Source organism: Akkermansiaceae bacterium (assembly GCA_024233115.1).
Lineage (GTDB): Bacteria > Verrucomicrobiota > Verrucomicrobiia > Verrucomicrobiales > Akkermansiaceae > Oceaniferula.
In genome coordinates this window covers 217,416-234,144 of sequence record JACKQB010000004.1, presented here as the reverse complement: position 1 = coordinate 234,144, position 16,729 = coordinate 217,416, and the positions used below count along the sequence as shown (strand labels likewise).

At 55.6% G+C, this 16,729-nt stretch carries 14 protein-coding genes; 6 read left to right on the top strand and 8 right to left on the bottom strand.

All coding sequences use genetic code 11. The features are described from left to right. Positions 1 to 7: 7 nt before the first annotated feature. From H7A51_12010 to H7A51_12000, 3 genes are read left to right on the top strand one after another with little or no spacing between them, the layout of a single operon-like run. Complete coding sequence (locus tag H7A51_12010; protein MCP5536941.1) at positions 8 to 592, top strand: hypothetical protein; 585 nt, start codon at positions 8 to 10, stop codon at positions 590 to 592. Between the two features lie 33 nt (positions 593 to 625). After that, positions 626 to 1,147: a hypothetical protein gene (locus H7A51_12005; GenBank protein ID MCP5536940.1), complete on the top strand. Its 522-nt coding sequence runs from the start codon at positions 626 to 628 to the stop codon at positions 1,145 to 1,147. Then, positions 1,147 to 1,968 carry a DUF1573 domain-containing protein gene (locus H7A51_12000; GenBank protein MCP5536939.1) on the top strand — a complete coding sequence of 274 codons (822 nt, stop codon included), beginning with the start codon at positions 1,147 to 1,149 and terminating at the stop codon, positions 1,966 to 1,968. The genes H7A51_12005 and H7A51_12000 overlap by 1 nt, the downstream gene beginning before the upstream one ends. Positions 1,969 to 2,006: 38 nt before the next feature. Here H7A51_12000 and H7A51_11995 read toward each other — a convergent pair whose 3' ends face one another. Beyond that, complete coding sequence (locus H7A51_11995; GenBank protein ID MCP5536938.1) at positions 2,007 to 2,546, bottom strand: type II secretion system protein GspG; 540 nt, start codon at positions 2,544 to 2,546, stop codon at positions 2,007 to 2,009. 249 nt (positions 2,547 to 2,795) lie between these two features. Continuing rightward, positions 2,796 to 4,370, bottom strand: a complete 1,575-nt coding sequence (locus H7A51_11990; protein MCP5536937.1) for a hypothetical protein — start codon at positions 4,368 to 4,370, stop codon at positions 2,796 to 2,798. Between the two features lie 294 nt (positions 4,371 to 4,664). Between H7A51_11990 and H7A51_11985 the strand changes: the two genes are divergently transcribed. Continuing rightward, complete coding sequence (locus tag H7A51_11985; GenBank protein ID MCP5536936.1) at positions 4,665 to 5,804, top strand: formylglycine-generating enzyme family protein; 1,140 nt, start codon at positions 4,665 to 4,667, stop codon at positions 5,802 to 5,804. Positions 5,805 to 6,093: 289 nt separating this feature from the next. After that, positions 6,094 to 9,594 (top strand): DNA polymerase III subunit alpha, encoded by a 3,501-nt coding sequence (dnaE, locus tag H7A51_11980; protein MCP5536935.1) that lies wholly within the window; start codon positions 6,094 to 6,096, stop codon positions 9,592 to 9,594. A 68-nt stretch (positions 9,595 to 9,662) separates the two neighbouring features. Here dnaE and H7A51_11975 read toward each other — a convergent pair whose 3' ends face one another. Further along, positions 9,663 to 10,808, bottom strand: coding sequence for a substrate-binding domain-containing protein (locus tag H7A51_11975; GenBank protein ID MCP5536934.1), 1,146 nt, complete (start codon positions 10,806 to 10,808; stop codon positions 9,663 to 9,665). A gap of 177 nt (positions 10,809 to 10,985) precedes the next feature. Here H7A51_11975 and H7A51_11970 point away from each other — a divergent pair, with 177 nt between their 5' ends. Beyond that, on the top strand, positions 10,986 to 11,714 hold the full coding sequence (locus H7A51_11970) for a PEP-CTERM sorting domain-containing protein (GenBank protein ID MCP5536933.1): 729 nt from the start codon (positions 10,986 to 10,988) through the stop codon (positions 11,712 to 11,714). Between the two features lie 289 nt (positions 11,715 to 12,003). Here H7A51_11970 and H7A51_11965 read toward each other — a convergent pair whose 3' ends face one another. The 5 genes from H7A51_11965 to H7A51_11945 all read right to left on the bottom strand — a co-directional run bounded on the left by H7A51_11965 (position 12,004) and on the right by H7A51_11945 (position 16,621). Then, complete coding sequence (locus H7A51_11965) at positions 12,004 to 12,366, bottom strand: DUF1428 domain-containing protein (GenBank protein ID MCP5536932.1); 363 nt, start codon at positions 12,364 to 12,366, stop codon at positions 12,004 to 12,006. A 170-nt stretch (positions 12,367 to 12,536) separates the two neighbouring features. Then, positions 12,537 to 12,869: a hypothetical protein gene (locus tag H7A51_11960; GenBank protein MCP5536931.1), complete on the bottom strand. Its 333-nt coding sequence runs from the start codon at positions 12,867 to 12,869 to the stop codon at positions 12,537 to 12,539. 32 nt (positions 12,870 to 12,901) lie between these two features. After that, entirely contained in the window at positions 12,902 to 13,717 is an 816-nt protein-coding gene (locus tag H7A51_11955) for a PEP-CTERM sorting domain-containing protein (protein ID MCP5536930.1), read from the bottom strand. A gap of 140 nt (positions 13,718 to 13,857) precedes the next feature. Then, positions 13,858 to 14,496, bottom strand: a complete 639-nt coding sequence (locus H7A51_11950) for a response regulator transcription factor (GenBank protein ID MCP5536929.1) — start codon at positions 14,494 to 14,496, stop codon at positions 13,858 to 13,860. Position 14,497: 1 nt separating this feature from the next. Beyond that, positions 14,498 to 16,621 (bottom strand): hypothetical protein, encoded by a 2,124-nt coding sequence (locus tag H7A51_11945; protein ID MCP5536928.1) that lies wholly within the window; start codon positions 16,619 to 16,621, stop codon positions 14,498 to 14,500. Positions 16,622 to 16,729 lie beyond the last annotated feature (108 nt).

The window sequence follows — 16,729 nt, the reverse complement described above, 5'->3', positions numbered from 1 at the left end:
GAATGCCATGAAAAAACAACCCGATGAAACCACACTCACCCTCTGGATGGACGGTGAGCTGGAAGGTGATGAACTCACCCGGATCGAAGCATGGGCCCAGGAACACCCGGAAATCCTGGCCGAGCGCGACGCCGTCCAGGCGATCAGCGCCCGTATCAAGGCGAGCATTCCCTCCAGCGTCGAGCCACCCTACGCCGATTTTTTTAACCAGAGGATTCTCCGTCACATTGACGATGAGCCGCCTGTTACCGTGGCGCCCCGGAAAGCCGGAGTTTGGCAGAACTTTGGCAGGTGGCTTGCCCTTCCTGTGACGGCGGCCGCGATGGCGCTTTGTTTTTACGTGGGCACCCAAGTGGGTGAAAATCCTACGCCGGCTTCTCCCGTCTACACCGTTGCCGCAGCACCCACGGTCTATACCCCGGACGGTGATGTGAGTGCCGATATGTTCAAGTCCGACGATGCCGGCGCCACTGTCATCGTCCTGGAGGGCCTCGAGGATATCCCCGACGACTTGGAAATGGTGGGTGAGCCCACACGGGGAAAACCGGGTCAAGCCGGTGCTGTGATGGTGAACAGCGAGATGGTCTTCTGATTTTCCACCCCGACCAACCAAGCGTAAACCAAGATGAACAAGATACCCGGCCTGCTCACTGTCCTCTGTCTGCACGTTGCTCTACTGGCCGTTTCTGCCCGCGCCGATGAGGGAGGGGTTGACAGGGGGAAGGAGGTGGTCGGCAAGATCAGGGCCACGCTTTTTATCGGCACGGATGCCGATCCTGCAACCTTGGGTGACAAGCTGCCGGCCGTCGCCGATGCCACCGCCAACCGATTGCGGAGTGTGGACAAAATGAGCTTCAAACACTACCGCAAGCTCGGCACCGATACGCAACCCGTTTACCGGAGTTATGAAAACTGGCTGACGCCGCTGAAGCCATCGGAGGAAATATTACTAAGTTTTGAGTCGCGCGGACGTTCCTCTGATGGTGGTCTGCGACTCGACCTTGAGTTCTGGCAACACCGCCGTAAAGTGATGAAAAGCGATCCCGTCCTGCAAAAGGGCCGCCCCCTGTTGATCCTTGGCCCTAAATGGCGTGGAGGCACGCTGATCATCGCCGTCGAACTCATTCAAATCTCACTGAAAGAATAATGCGCCCACTCATAGCTCTCGCAGTCCTGCTGGTTACCCTCATTGCTGGCTCTGTCTTGATTTCAAACCAGGAGGTCCGTGCCACCCCGCCCGTCGACCAGACCAAGCGGCTTCAGGCCGAGGTGGCGGATGCCGGTGGTGAAAAGGCCGGGGCGCCGGCAGCGGAACCTGCGCGCGCCGGACTGACATTCGAAAAAACCCGTATCGAGATCACGGCAGCCCCGGATGCCAAACAGGTCACCGTGCCATACACCTTCGAAAACAAAACGGATCGCACCATCACCATCGCGCGTTATGACTCCGCCTGCTCCTGTCTCAGTGCCAAGGTCAAGGGCGGCAAGCTGGAATACAAACCCGGTGAGAAGGGTGAGCTGAAAGTCGATTTTGCACTCGGCTCCTTCTCCGGCCTGGTGGAGAAAACCGTGCTTCTCTGGACGGCTGAAGACGGGGAGGAAACGCCATCCTCCGTGCTGACGGTGGCGCTGACGATCCCGGTGTTGTTCGAGGTGACGCCGAAGACTGTGTTCTGGGATCAGAATGGCGGCAAACAGGCCAAAGTGGTGAAGCTCAAGGTCAACAACAGCCAGCCGATCCGTATCCTCAATCACTCGGGCACCAACGACAATTTTTCCTATGAACTCAAAACCATCCGCGATGGATGGGAGTATGAGCTGGTGGTAAGCCCCAAGGATGTGTCCCTGCCTGCCTTCGGTATGATCAAGCTGTCAACGGATTCATCGATCCCGCGTTACCAGCGACAGATGGCGTTTGTCTGTATCAAGAGGCAGGCGGAGGAGGCTGCAACCCCTCCCGCGCCCTAGATTCCTGTTAGCCGACAGTGTGGGGTGGCAGGTGGTTTCTACCAGTTGCAGATGTCGTTGGACGTGGCATTCCGGTTGTTTGATTCCGGCCCGCCTTTGGCATCGACCCCCAGTGACCAAAGGTCGAAGTCGTCACGAGGGTTGATTAATCCCGGGCTGCGATAGTAAATCTCGTTGTTCCAGCTGTCGGTGATGAGGTAACCCTCGTTGGATGCACGGGTTGGCGTCTTGCTTTTAGCTGAATGAGGGTTGAGTGACGGGAGGTAGTTATTCGTTTCGTTATCAACATAGCCATCGCCGTCCGCATCCCCGTAGAGGGCGATGTAGAGTTCCCCACTACTGCCCGCCTTGCCGTCAGCAACAGGATAGGTTCCGTAATCACGGCGGTAATCCTCCAGTCCATGGGAAATGAGCCTGACAAGAACGAGGGTTTTGTTTTCCCTGCTTGCTTTTTGGATGTAGTTAAAGGTGGGAATGGCAATCGAGGCGAGGGGGATGATAATGACGAGTGAGGTGATCATTTCTCGCAACGCAAAACCTGGTGTTTTTTCTTTTCTGTAGTTAGGGTGGGCTTTCATGGCTGATGCTTGTTCGTTCAGTAAGAGTGAATGGATCCATGGGATGTCGACGGATCAATCAACTCGGGTCTAAGCATGTGCCATGCCAGCCGTTCCTTCATACGTGTCAATTGAGACACACCGCTGATTTTACCGCCTGCATGATGGCGGGTGCGGGGTGCAACGATCACAGGGGGCCGCCATGAGACCGGGCCGGGACGCCCGGCATCCGGAGGGGGCTCATCGCGTCCATCAAAAACGTGCAGGACGCTAGTGTTCCCACCCTTGGCTGATGATATCGTTCAGCTCGATGTATGGGTGGTTGGGGTCGGTGGTGTTCCACCGGAAAGACAGCACGCAGAAGCGGGGCTCGGTGTAGGGAAAGTCCTTGCGCGACCCTATTTTTTCCATCAGGGGCGAGTTTTTATTCAGGTAGGCATCAAAGATGGAGGCACCGGACGGGTGGCTCTTGATGACGAGCCTGACCATGTTGGCTTTCAGCTCCTTGGGGATATCCCGGGCCAGGTCGGCGGTGCGTGCTTCAGCGATACAGTGGAATGTGGTGACCTCGTTGTTAGGGTGCTTGGCATACCTGGTGAATTTTTTTTCGTAGTGCTCGATAAAGGCGTCCCCATGGATCCTGGGTGGATGGATGCCGGGGCGCTCAACGACTTGCATCACAATGCGGTGTCGCTGCTGGTCTTCATCCGGGTCCTCAAAGCTGACAAAATAGAGATACTGGGTCATGTTATCTTCCATTCTGGGCACCATTTCCACCATGCGGATGGATTTGACGGGTTTGAGCGGGCCGGCGAGGCAGCTGGCCATCAGGGTTTCACGGCTGTGTTTGCTTTTGGACATCAGCGCCATCCTCTCGTCGAGTGTTGTCGCATCCAGGAATAATTTGAGATTCTGGTTGGCAAGAAAGCCCGCTTTGGGCGGGCTTGATGGGTTGCTGTCCTCGTTGGTGCCCGCAGGGGTTGTATCGGCTGTGGACGGGATCGGTGGGCTGTCGGATGGATTGGCGGGAGGAGCTGGCTCGCCGGGCGGGTCCAAAGCGGTGTCGATACCTGCACCCCCTCCGGTAGTATCCGTTGATCCTTTGCCGGTGTCTGTGCCAGGGCCATCTGTAGGTGATGGTGGAAGTTGAAGCTCAGGAAACTCTCCATCTTCGTGGGTATCCTTCATCACCGGGACGGATGGTGTGGTGGCGCCTTCGCCTGTGCCGGTCTTAGCTGCCGGGTTGTCGGCACTGCCGCCACGGCTTCCGCCGCCACTTCCATCCTTCGTTTCTCCTGCCCGGCCGGTTCCGCCTACGGTGTCACCCGGGCGCTCTCCGTTGGGTTTCGTGCTGATGAGTTCACCTTTGTTGTTATTGAAGTCCCATACGTTAAAGATCCCTACGGCCTGGAGCACAGCCAGGACGAGGGCGGTGGCAACGATCAGGAAAGCCAGGGGGAAAATCACCCGCATCCAGCGAGCCCTGGGTCTGGGCTGTTCCGCCCGGGGCATCATACGCTCCCTTGGTGGGGCATGGGCCGCCTGGCGATCAGGTTGCCTTGCCATCGCCTCGCGGGCTTGGTTGGTCGAGTTCGGCTGAAGTGGATTGGGTGCCGCGGGCCTGCTGGGCTGGGCCATCTGGGCGGCCTGGGCTGATTGCACGGCTGCACCCTGTGGCATACCTTGCGGAACAGGCTGCTGCTGAGCATGTTGGGGGACGGGTGCCGTGGGAAAAGTCGAGACAGGGGCAGCCGGAGCACCGGGGGTAGGTGCCGTGATGGTGGCGGAGCATTCCGGGCAGGGTCCGCTTACCCCCGCCATCTGGGCCGGGACTTGGAGTTTCATGCCGCAACTCGGGCAATGAAAGGTGATCATTTCGGGGTTTTGCATCAATCCTGTCTGGGTTGTTTCCGGTCGCTATTCCGGGCGCACATTCTAGCAACTCAGCTTGCGTTGTCAATCTAGGAAGGTTAAAACATCGCTAAGGTTTAATGTTTTGTTTAAAAAATCCTCCACCGGTCGATGGCGGAATATGCACTGGTTTTGAGCGGTTTAGGCGTCCATTTTCTGAAAGAATACTAGCTCGCAACGGTATTTACGGTGCATCAAACCTACCGCAAGAACCTACTCATTTTCACTATGTCCCACAACTCACCAGCAGCCACCATGCCCGTTAGGACAGCCGGACTGATCTTGTCGTTTATGGCCACATCGCTGTGTGCCGAGGAGGCAAAACCTGCCGCGGTCGATATCCCGGCACCGAAGTACTTCGAGGTGACCAAAAAGGTGCACGCATTGGTTGTCAAAAACTCCCAAGCCCAAACAAGCCTGGACGCCTATACCGAACTTGTTCCCAAGGCGGGTGGTGCCAAGCTCGCGATGTTGCCGGTGGCAGGTGGTGAGTTCCTACTCGGCTCACCGGAGGACGAGGAGGAGCGCAACGCCGACGAGGGGCCGCAGAAAAAGGTCAAAATCGAGCCGTTCTGGATGTCCAAACACGAGATCAGCTGGAAGTTCTATACGCCGTTCTATCAAAATGGCGTGGCGCGCGAGAAGGACGGCACGTTGATGAACCCCACCGGCAAGGAGGATCTCGCCACCATCGTCTGCCAGCCGACTCCGCAGTACCATGACATGTTTTTGAATAACGCCTTTGTCAATGATGGTGATCATCCAGCGATGGATATGACCCACCACGCCGCCAGCATGTTCTGTCAGTGGCTCAGCGCGCAAACGGGTCATTTTTACCGGCTCCCCACCGAAGCCGAATGGGAATACGCCTGCCGCGCCGGCACCACCACCCGCTGGTCGTTTGGTGACGATGAGGAGAAGCTGGGCGATTACGCCTGGTATGAGGACAACTCGAATTTCACCTACCAGGAAGTGGGCCTCAAGGAGCCCAATCCGTGGGGTTTCCACGATATGCACGGCAACGTCGCCGAGTGGGTGCTCGATCAATACAGCACGGATTTTTACCAGCAGATCAAAGAGGGCGCCATCAACCCATGGAACGTGCCCACCACCCGCTATCCACGTGTGGTCCGCGGTGGCAGCTGGGACGATTCCCCGGCCACCACCCGGAGTGCCGCACGCATGCCGTCGGACAAAGGCTGGAAGAGCAAAGACCCGCAGATCCCCAAAAGTGTCTGGTATCACACCGATAGCCAACACGTCGGCTTCCGCATCGTGCGGCCTGTCAAGATCCCCAGCGCCGAGGAAATGCACCGTTTCTGGAACACCGACTGGTGTACGCCCGAGCGGAACCGGGAGGATTTGTAATCATCCGGCGCTCATAATGGGAGAGTGGTTTTGAGAAACAATTGATTCTACCGCTGATTACGCAGATTTTAAACTGAGCTTAGGTTGAGAATTCACCATCCTGAATGCGGAGGATGTGCAATCAGTCCCGCAGCTGCGGGATCCGCGCAATCCGTGGTCTACATTACGAGTCCACTCTAGATCTATCCCTACGTAGAATCCTTATTTACGTGGGGCGGAAAATAATATCCCCGGATCTCACTCACGCATTGCCAAGCCGCGCCACGTCTCCCTATGCTGGCGCAGCCCGATGTCATTTGTCCACCTTCACGTCCACACGGAATACTCCACCCTTGATTCCACCGTCCGTACCAAGGAGCTCGTAGCCCGTGCTGCGGAGCTCGGTATGCCTGCGGTCGCGATGACCGATCACGGTAATCTATACGCCGCCGTCGAGTTCTATCAGAATGCCCGCAATGCCGGTGTCAAACCGATCCTGGGCTGTGAAGTCTACCTGGCACCGGCATCACTCCATCATAAAAAAGAAGTCCCCGGCAGGAAGAACTCCAGTCACCTGACACTGCTGGCGAAAAACAAGACAGGCTGGGAAAACCTCGTCAAACTCGTCTCCATTGGCCACCTCGAGGGTGATTACCTTGGCGAACCAAGGGTCGACCGCGAACACCTCGCCAAGTTTGCCGAAGGCCTGGTCTGCCTGAGCGGTTGTGTCAACGGCGCGGTCAACGAGTGGCTGCATGCCCATGATGTGGATGGTGCGCGCAAGGAGATCATCGGCTTGCGCGATATCTTCGGCGCCGAAGACCTCTACCTCGAACTCAATGACCAGAGCCTTGAAATCCAACAGGAGATCAACACACAGTTAAAGTCATTCTCCGAAGAGCTGGGCGTGAAAATGGTAGCCACCAATGACGTCCACTTCCTGCACAAAGAGGATGCCGAGGCGCAGGATGTGCTGATTTGTATCGGCCAGGGACGACTTCTGTTAGATGAAAACAGGAAACGCTACCCCGAGGACCACTACTTCAAAACGGCTGAGGAAATGCGCGCCTTGTTTGCTGATTTTCCAGGCGCGTGTGACAACACCCTCGAGATTGCAGAAAAATGTAATGTCGAGCTGGTATTGGACCCGACCAGTTCGGACAAATACCCCCAGTTTGACTCACCCGACGGCTCGCCGCGGGAGGAGTATTTCCGCCGGGTCTGCTTCGAGGGGCTGGCGCACCGCTATGCCGATGGAAAACTGGAAAAACTCGCGGAAACCGAAGGAGTCAGCGTCGAGGTGATGCAGAAAACCCTGGATGACCGGCTCAACTACGAGATCAAAACCATCAACGATCTCGGTTTCGCCTCCTACTTCCTGATCACCGCCGACTTCATCCAGTGGGCACGCGACCACGGCATCCCCGTGGGGCCGGGCCGTGGCTCGGCGGCCGGCTCACTCGTCGCCTACACCATGGGCATCACCGATATCTGCCCGATGCGCTTCGGCCTGCTCTTCGAGCGATTCCTCAACCCGGAGCGGGTGAGTCCCCCCGACGTCGATATCGATTTCTGCCAGACCCGCCGACCCGAGGTCATCGAATACGTCCGCCGGAAATACGGCGAGCGCTCCGTTTCCCACATCATCACCTACGGAACCCTCGGTGCCAAGAGTGTCATCCGCGATGTCTCCCGCGTCATGGGTATCAGCTACAGTGACGCCGATATGCTGGCCAAGATGATCGAGGTCAAACCCAAGGTGAAACTCCAGAAGGAGTACGATGAGAAAGAGGAGCTGCGCGAAATCATCCAGAACAGCACCACCTGGCAGGAACTCTGGAACTTTGCCCTCAAACTTGAAGGCCTGAAACGGAACACCGGTGTCCACGCCGCCGGTGTCGTGATCGGTGACCGTGCGCTCGACGACCACTGTGCCCTGACCCGGGGAAACGAGGGCGAGGTGGTCACCCAGTGTGATATGAATGCCATCACCGAGCTGGGTCTGTTGAAAATGGACTTCCTCGGACTGAAGAACATGACCGTCATCCAGGACGCGGTCAACCATATCAGGAAGCACACACCCGACTTTGATATCAACAATGTCTCCCTCGAAGACAAACCCACGCTTGCACTCCTGAACCGCGGCGAAACCATGGGGGTGTTCCAGCTGGAATCCGGCGGAATGGTGGAAACCTGCCGGAAGTATGGCATCGATAAAATCGACGACATCATCGACCTGCTCGCGCTCTACCGACCGGGTGCCATGCAGTTTATCGATCAAATGATCGAGGTCAAAAAGGGTAAGAGTGAAATCCAGTATGAGCATCCGTTGTTAGAAAAAATATGCAGCGACACCTACGGCGTGATGATCTATCAGGAGCAGGTGCAGAACGCCGCCAAGGTGCTGGCTGGATACACACTCGGTGGTGCCGACCTGTTGCGCCGTGCGATGGGTAAGAAAGACCCGGGGAAGATGGCGAAAGAGCGTGTTAATTTCGTCAAGGGAGCCAAGGAGACCAATGACATCGAGCCGGAGCTTGCCAACAAACTCTTCGATAAAATCGAGATGTTCGCCGGCTACGGGTTTAACAAATCCCACTCCGCCTGTTACGGCCACATTTCCTACTGGACCGCCTACCTGAAGGCCAACCACCCGGTCGAGTTCATGTCGGGCCTGCTCTCCAACGAGCTGAACAATACCGACAAACTCGGTATCTTCGTATCGGAGTGCCACCGCATGGATATCGAGATCCTGCCGCCGGACATTAACAAATCCCAGCTCCGTTTCGCACCCGAGGAAACCCCGTCCGGGAAAATGGCGATCCGCTACGGGCTGGCCGCGATCAAAAACGTCGGTGAAGGTGCCATGGCCACCGCCGTCGCCGAACGCAATGAAAACGGACCGTTTGCAAGCCTGGATGACTTTTCCAATCGACTCGACTCCCGTAGCGTCAACAAGCGTATTCTCGAAAACCTGATCAGGGCCGGGGCGCTCGACTGGACCGGCGAAACCCGCGCCGGAATGTTTGCCCGCGTTGAACAAGTGGTGGCTTCCGCCAGCTCCGCCCAGCGCGACCGCGCGCAAGGCCAGGTGTCCTTGTTTGATACCATGGATTTTGCCGGCGGCGCGCCCGATCCCGAGCAGTCGACCGCTAACGGGGAAATCGAGGAGTGGAGCAAGGATGAAAGACTCGCCAATGAAAAAGAACTGTTAGGGTGCTACACCAGCGGCCACCCGCTTGACAAGTACCGTGGCGTGATCGACTCGGACCGGTTTGAGAAAATCGGCCTGCTTGACGAACTTGACACCAAGGACAAGCGTGCCCGTTACCCCTTCGCCGGCATGATCAAACACGTCGAACACAAGGTGACCCGCAATGGAAAACCCTTCGGTGTGCTCCATATCGAGGATTTTACCGGGAGCTGTGAGGTCTTGTGCTGGTCGGAGAGTTATAGCCCGGCCCGTGAGGCGAATCTGCTGATGTCCGGGAATGTGATCCGGCTCCAGGCAAGTGTGCAAGTCGATGACCGGACCGAGACCCTCAGGCTGACAGGCTCCCAGATCAAGGAGCTCAAGCCCCGGAAAAACACGAACAACGGCGCGGTCCAGATCACGCTCTGGGTGGCCCGTCATCATGACAAGGACCTTCAGGCGATCAGGGATGTGCTCAGGCAGCACCCCGGTGACACTCCTGTCGAGATCCACCTCCAGAGCGGCACCGGCAAACGGGCGACCATCGAGGTCGGTGAAAACCTCCATGTTAAAAAATCAGCGGCCCTGGCCGAGGCTCTCGCTGAGTGGACTGAGTAGCTTGTCGGGCTGCTGGCAAAACCAGCTAAAGCGAGCCTCCTCCAGGGGCGTGTTGCGTCAGGGGCGGGCTAGGACTGTTGTTCGCGTGACCGTTTGCGGAACTGGCCTGTGCTGATGCCTTCTACTTCCTTGAAGGTGCGGTAAAAATGCGCCGCCGTCTCGTAGCCCACCTTGCCGGCTATTTCCGTGGCGCTCCATGTGGTCTGGAGCAGAAGTCTTTTGGCTTTCTCGACTCTCCGGAGCTTCACCTCGGTCATGACGCCGTGACCCAGGTATTGTTTGAAGCGCCGCTGTAATGTGGACCGGGAGGCGGCAGCGGCCCGACACACGTCATCCAGGGAGAGATCGGTACCGAGGTTTCTTTCAATGTATTGCAATGCCTCCCTCATCTCGGGTTGCTCGCGGTAGGTTGTATGGCGCTCCACCAGGCTGATGCCAGGGACCACCACGCGGTCGGGTGTATGGGGGTGTTTGCATACCAGGGCATGTAAGAGCTCGGCAGCAGTGAATCCTTGCTGCTCCAGATTCAGGTCAATGCTCGTCAATGGCGGGTCGGTATAGGCAGAATCAACCTCGCTGTGCTGCCCTCCGATGAGCTCCACGTCCTGGGGCACCCTCAGGCCGCGCTTTTTCACCGCCCTGAGCACATCCGCAGCCACCCGGTCGTAGGAACAGAACACTCCGGCTGGCAGCGCCATCTGCGCCAGTGCCCGGTCGATATGTTCGGAAACAGGCGACCCGGCATCGGCGAAGGCGGTGACATGAACCTTCAGACCTGCTGCCCGTGCGGCCTGCTGATAGCCGTCGATACGCAGATCATCATGCCATCGGCCACCGCACCATCCCATGTAGTGCAAATTGCGGACACCGTGTGCCACGAACTGCTCTGCGGCGAGCTTGCCCGCAGCCTTGTAATCGAGCAGCACCCTAGGAAGTGATAGCTGGGGTTCATTCAGTCCGAGGTCCACGACGGGCACCCCCAACTGCAGCACAAAGGCATTGAGTCCGGATAGAAGCCCCGGGGGTTCTAACGCGCTGATGACCCCCACCGCGCCGGAAACATCAATATGGCGGAATGTGTTTGGCAACACCACCGTGACCTTGGCACCGGTTTGGCTGGCACAGCGAGAGATTCCACGGTGAACCTCCGACTCATACGCGATAGGTGCATATATCCAGAGCGCATGGGATCTTTCCGCGCAGCTACTATTCACGGTACTCCGTGTAAACAGCTCCCCGCACCGAGTCGAGCAAATTGAGACGATACGTCATACTTTTGACTCCGTGAGACATAGACAGGGAAGTCGGAGATCTGGTATAGACACAAGTTCAGGCCAGAGATATTGTATCTGGCTCTGTGCGAAAATACAAATTGAACCATCAACTTAACAATGAAAACACACACACTTCTCCCCGCGCTGATTTTCTCGGCTGCATTCATGTCCACGGCATCCGCTGCCAGTTATGTCTATGACATCCAGAATGATCTTGGTGCAGGCATTAATAACACCGCCATCACCGATGCTGGATGGGAAGGTAACGGCACTTGGCAAACTCGTGCGTTTGACGGCTATTATTTTGCAACCCTTACCAACGGTTCTAACGTCGCTGGAACCCCCCATGTCAGAACGCTTGCCAGGGACCTGTCTTCTGTCCTGAATGCGTCCAATACCTCACTCACACTCGACATCAAAGTTCGGATTGATGGTGATGCCAACTATAAGTGGTCGTCTGGTATTGCCGATGGCACCACCATGCTGTTGGGTATCCAAAAGAATGGCCTCGACTGGGAAATTGTTCAGAACGGTATTGTATCCACCACCAAAGGGGGATTCGTTAGCGCGTCTAACGGAACCAACTATGTTAGCCTTGTTGTTGATTACGGTGCTGGCACGGTGGATCTCATGCATGGCGCAACCAAACTCATCAATGATTACGCACTCGATCCGACGCTGACAGCGGCCTACGTTGCAAACAATGCGGACGGCCTCCAGATGGGAATGGATACGAGTTACTATGTTGGTACGGGAAGTTTCACCATCGACACAGTCCCCGAGCCATCATCCTCCGCGCTGCTTGGTCTTGCGGGTATGGCACTGGTTCTGCGCCGCCGCCGCTAGTAGCGGATACAGGTGCGCCGCCGCTCACGCTACTACGGGACCGCTACTACGGGACAGACCTTTAGTAAACGGACCACACCGTGCGAGTATCTGCAGGGGCGCAGCTCGTGTAGCGAAGGATTTTCATCCTTCGTCGGTGAGCGCTTCGATGATCCGTTCACTGACGAAGGGTGTAGACTCTTCGCTACAGGAAACTACATGTTATTTAGCCAAATGATCCGTCTAAATGGTCTAACTGATGAACTCGATGCGCTTGAAGTTTCGGGATGCAGCGGTTTGTTCTGCATTTTTATTTTTTGACTAGAGTTCTAAATCCTCCATATGCCATTTTATGGTGGTCAAATGGTGGGTTTGCATGGTCACACATATTTTGCAATCGTGGATCTGCAAATATCTTGGCGTTCACTTCATCGCGATGTTCACGCGATTTGAACACTGCCCAAGCAAAGATAACGGTATCATCGGGTCCAGCATTGGCTGACTGTTTGAATGAAATCATGTCCTTAACTTCTAGGTCGTCAGCAACACACTCCCAGTAAGCAAGTGCACCATATTCCTTCCAAATGTCACCAGCCTTGTCAGCCATGGCGGAATATTCGTTTAGCTTGTCTTTAGATAGAGGTAATAGAAATCCGTCAATGTAGTTACTCATAGTTATATGTTGTTTATTTTTAGCAGAACATTGCTATTCGTTGACTCGGGTAATAGGAACTTACAGATGCTTGACCGTTTAGGATGATTAAGCAGAGAGTGTTTACCCGATCTATTTGCTGTGAGGGTAGTAAGTTCTGTTGGGGTGGGTCAAACTAAATAATAGTTAGGTTATCGCCCTAACGGAATTGTCGTCGCCTCACCGGTATCATCGTGGGTGAGCACGATCTGGTTGGGGCGGACGTCGCTGATGGTGTAGCTCTGGCCGCTGGTTTTGCTGTGGAGCACCGCCCACGGTTCGGCGGCGGTGGCCGGGATGCGGGCGGTCATTTTGCGGCGTTTGCCGGTGCCGGTATCCTCGATCTCCACCACCGAGACGTCGGCCGGTTTAGCATCGGTGATCTTGCTGTGGTTCAGCATGCGGCGGATGCTGATGACCTTGAAGCGGGTGCCATTCAGGTCTGTCCCTGAATTGGTGAACGCCAGGTGCACATCAGCGATCACCGAGCCGAAGCGATGAGCCTGATTTGCAGGAATTACTTGCGGCGACGAAGCATTAAGAAAACGCTTCCTAAACCGAGCAGTGCCGTTGACGTCGGTTCTGGAACCACGTTCGCAGTGATGTCAAAACCCTGAACATAGTAGGTATCGGAGCCGTCGATGGGGGTAATAGTTGGATGAATTCTGTTTCTCAATTGAAATTCGGTTGTGAAGTTGTACGTTTGGCTTGGTGCAAGTTCATAAGTGTCTGCCGTTTCACTTGTCGAGAAAGCAAGATCATGGCTAGAAACGGATCCTAAAGTGGCATTGGTAGAGGAATCATCTAAAAAACCGTCGGTGGTACTATCGGCAGCGCCATTAACCCCAATGCCTGCAAAGCTGGGGCGATTGTTACTCCCGTCAAAAACAAAGCCCCGACCAGTCGCATCGGTCCAGAGAAGATGATTTAGATCAAAATTGACTGTTACTCCTCCTGGTAGAGCTCCACCATTAAGTTGAACGTTTGAGAATGTGAAAATCAACAACTGGTTCTCACCCAACTGTTGAGCAGTAGTGGGAAGGCTGGTACCGAGTCCCAAGCCTGCGTTGCCTGAGGTCACATAAGCATTCGAATTCCCGGTGGTAACCGAGATATTTGCGGTGACGTTATTGCCAAGTGCAACATTTGTCCGTTCCAACAAGCTCGTAGAACCAACAACAATGGTAGGAGTTCCACCGTTAGTATTTGTTCTACGCCAGCTAAGAAGGGTGTTTGAGGTTCCTCCAGCTGTGAAATCGACTAGAGCGGCTTGAACGGGCGAACAAGCGATGATTGCAGCAACGCTGCTGATGGTGACTAGGTGGGTTTTCATATGAGTATTGTGTTAAGTGTTAATGGAATCAACCAACCCATCTCGGTTCAGTTGGGATGGCCGATTGTTGTTGAGAATAGCGAAATCCTCCCTTGGCGGCTACCTGCTAATATTAGTAGGTCAGCCTGTTGACCATCTGCCTACTCAAGCAGCCCGGAGCGGAACGCCTTGGCCACTGCACCGGACTGTGATTGGACGTGCAGTTTTTTATAGAGATTTTTGACATGAAAATTGACCGTGAAGTAGCTGACACCCAGCTCGTCAGCGATTTGCTTGACCGCAAGCCCCTCGGCCAAAAGCTTGATCACCTCCATTTCCCTCTGCGACAAACCAAATTGCTCCGTTGGTTTGGATATGTGCATTTCACGGATTACCGTTTTCGCAACGGCGGGGCTCAACGCTGCCCCGCCCTCGAAGACATCTTTCAAGCCACGGATGATTTCCTTGGGCGTCGCCGATTTCAAAAGATACCCGGCAGCCCCCGCATCCAAGGCGTCGAGCACCTTTTCCTTTTCTGAAAAAACCGTCAAAACCACCACGGCCACATCCGGCGCTAGCTCCGCCAGTTTTTGGATACCTTCTACACCACCCATCCCCGGCAAGCCGAGATCCATCATGACCAGATCCGGATGCGACTCAGTCGCAAGGGCTTCAAAGAGGGTGTTGCATGACGAAAAGACCTGACCACAAGCCATCTTTTCCTCCCGGTTCAAAAGGCGCTGCAAAGTCCGACGATAGCCGGAATCGTCTTCAACTAACCAAATGTTCATATTCGTCATGTCAGTTCGATGTTTTATAGGAGTGATCTGTTTGATTCAACAATGCCTTTAAGGGAACCCTCAGAACCACCCGGGTGCCCTCGCCGGGGGACGCGTCCAGATCAAGGTCGCCACCCATTTCCTGCGCACGGTTTCTGATGCTTTCCAGCCCCTGCCCTGTTGATGCTGCCGCCAAATCAAAACCGCAGCCATTGTCGCAGACAGACACCTGCAGCTGTTGCGCGACAATCCGGAAATCCAACCAGACCTGGGTGGCGTGCGCATGGCGGGCGCAATTGTGCACGACTTCCTTGAAGAACATGATCATATGGCGTTTGAAGGTCAGCGACACGACACGATCCGGACAATCCTGCGGAACTTCAACGGACACATCCACCCCGACCAGCACACGTTGGGCTCGCTCCGTCAGCTTATGAATCAGCACAGGCAGGCGGACCGTGTCCTTGTCGATGACCCACACAACTTCACGAAGGGAAGCCCAGGCCTCGCGGGAGATCAGCGCCAGATCGGAAAGATCCTCCCGAACCTCCTCATTCACATCGGCATGCCGCAGCTGCTCGGCAATCAGCGAAATACTGCCGAGACTGCTGCCCACATCATCATGCAGATCAGAATGAATCTGTCGGCGTAATCTGACCTGTGCCCGTTTTCTACTGCGGCGCATGAAAACAATAACCGCCAGTCCTCCCGCCAAAACCAGCAGCCCCAGCGCGACCAGCGCCCGTTCACGCATGAGCTGCCACCGCTCTGTCAACCGCAGTCGCTCGGCTTCCAGCCCCTCAAGCCGGACCTCATGTGGTTTGCCCGCCGCAAGTTGCCGCAGCCATCTTGAAACATGCAAAATATCCCGCCCCCCAACCTTTCCATCAACCAGCGCCCCCAATGCAGATCTCTCTTTCAGCCCAATACCCCGAAGTGTTACACGCCGGCCTCTCGACAAATTGCGCCCTGACTTGATGATCTCAATTTCACCAAGAGACAGCACCGCCTGCCCCTGATACACCGGAAAATCGTTACACTCGATCTCCAGGGCATCAATCAGACTGCCACCACCGGCTATCCGCAGCATGTTGTTGCCGGGATTCTTCAGCATGTCACGATCCACCAGGAGAAACCGCTGCTCCTTGCCCTGCGGACTCTTTCGGACAATGCGATGGATTTTCATCTCTTTCGGAAAGCCATACCCCGGAACATCGATCCTGTCAGGACTCTGCCCGGGAAACAGGTTGACCCAGCCTAGTTGCTCCGTTTTGTTCAATTCCACCCTGATCAGCAATGGCTTCTTCAACCTCGCTGCCGGCAACTCCATGACCAGATTGCCGCCAACGCCGCCCTGCGCCGAGAGCGGCATGCCAAGAACCTGTCGCGGAGAACTCAGATAATTCTGACTCCAGTAAGGTGCGGACTCAAAGCTCGATGAAACCGACATGACAACGGTCTTCTGTTTTTCGCCCTGGCGGATCGGATGTATCCTGCCCAGTGAAAAAAACTCGAGGCCATTTTCCTCATGTCCACCAAAAACCTCCAGTCGCAATACTCCCATCGGCTCCGCTTCCGGAGGAAAAGCAAAATAAACCGGGCGCATGCCGGGGTCAGGAAAATCCTGCTTCGTCCAATCGACATGAACCTTGCCTCGCTTTCCCCCGTCATCGACCGAACAGATTCGAAAACGTTTCGGAAATGCATAACCCCGAAGGTCTGATGATCGTTGATCGAGAGCAGGCACCATAACAAAGGCCCTGGTAGGAAAAGCCCCAGGAACAAAATCCAGGGTCCACAACGGCTCCTCCGGCACCCCTTCAACCGCCGGGATGTAATCACTGTGATAACCGAATGCATCGAACTGCTTCGCAGGTTGCAGCGGCGCCAATGCATCCAGTGCCTGTTTTTCCTGCTCAATCAGCTCCTCAATCCGCTTTAATCGCGCGCCAATTTTATAGAACGGAATCTCCGACACCATGGACACCTCATCCGCTGGCGGAGGCCGGAGCGGGTCGGAGTAGCCCTCGTACGCCTGCACAACGCTCCCGAATAAAACCAGCCCCCCAACAAAACACATCAACAACCGGCACATCTGCCCTGCTACTGGGACAACTCCAGCGAACATCTTTCCGGGGCTGGCCATGATGGGATGATTTCTTAGAGTCGCCTAGAATGCCAGAAATAAATGCGTAGCAAAAAGGCAGAGCAATCAAGCAGGGCAGCTTTTTCCCTGCTTGATTAGCCCGGCGAA

Bases quoted from the DNA above. Each gene is read 5' to 3' on its own strand.
- H7A51_11955 (MCP5536930.1), bottom strand. From the start codon at position 13,717: ATGAAAACCCACCTAGTCACCATCAGCAGCGTTGCTGCAATCATCGCT.
- H7A51_11945 (MCP5536928.1), bottom strand. From the start codon at position 16,621: ATGGCCAGCCCCGGAAAGATGTTCGCTGGAGTTGTCCCAGTAGCAGGG.
- H7A51_12010 (MCP5536941.1), top strand. From the start codon at position 8: ATGAAAAAACAACCCGATGAAACCACACTCACCCTCTGGATGGACGGT.
- H7A51_11950 (MCP5536929.1), bottom strand. From the start codon at position 14,496: ATGACGAATATGAACATTTGGTTAGTTGAAGACGATTCCGGCTATCGT.
- H7A51_11990 (MCP5536937.1), bottom strand. From the start codon at position 4,370: ATGAAACTCCAAGTCCCGGCCCAGATGGCGGGGGTAAGCGGACCCTGC.
- H7A51_12005 (MCP5536940.1), top strand. From the start codon at position 626: ATGAACAAGATACCCGGCCTGCTCACTGTCCTCTGTCTGCACGTTGCT.
- H7A51_11965 (MCP5536932.1), bottom strand. From the start codon at position 12,366: ATGAGTAACTACATTGACGGATTTCTATTACCTCTATCTAAAGACAAG.
- H7A51_12000 (MCP5536939.1), top strand. From the start codon at position 1,147: ATGCGCCCACTCATAGCTCTCGCAGTCCTGCTGGTTACCCTCATTGCT.
- H7A51_11970 (MCP5536933.1), top strand. From the start codon at position 10,986: ATGAAAACACACACACTTCTCCCCGCGCTGATTTTCTCGGCTGCATTC.
- H7A51_11985 (MCP5536936.1), top strand. From the start codon at position 4,665: ATGTCCCACAACTCACCAGCAGCCACCATGCCCGTTAGGACAGCCGGA.
- H7A51_11995 (MCP5536938.1), bottom strand. From the start codon at position 2,546: ATGAAAGCCCACCCTAACTACAGAAAAGAAAAAACACCAGGTTTTGCG.
- dnaE (MCP5536935.1), top strand. From the start codon at position 6,094: ATGTCATTTGTCCACCTTCACGTCCACACGGAATACTCCACCCTTGAT.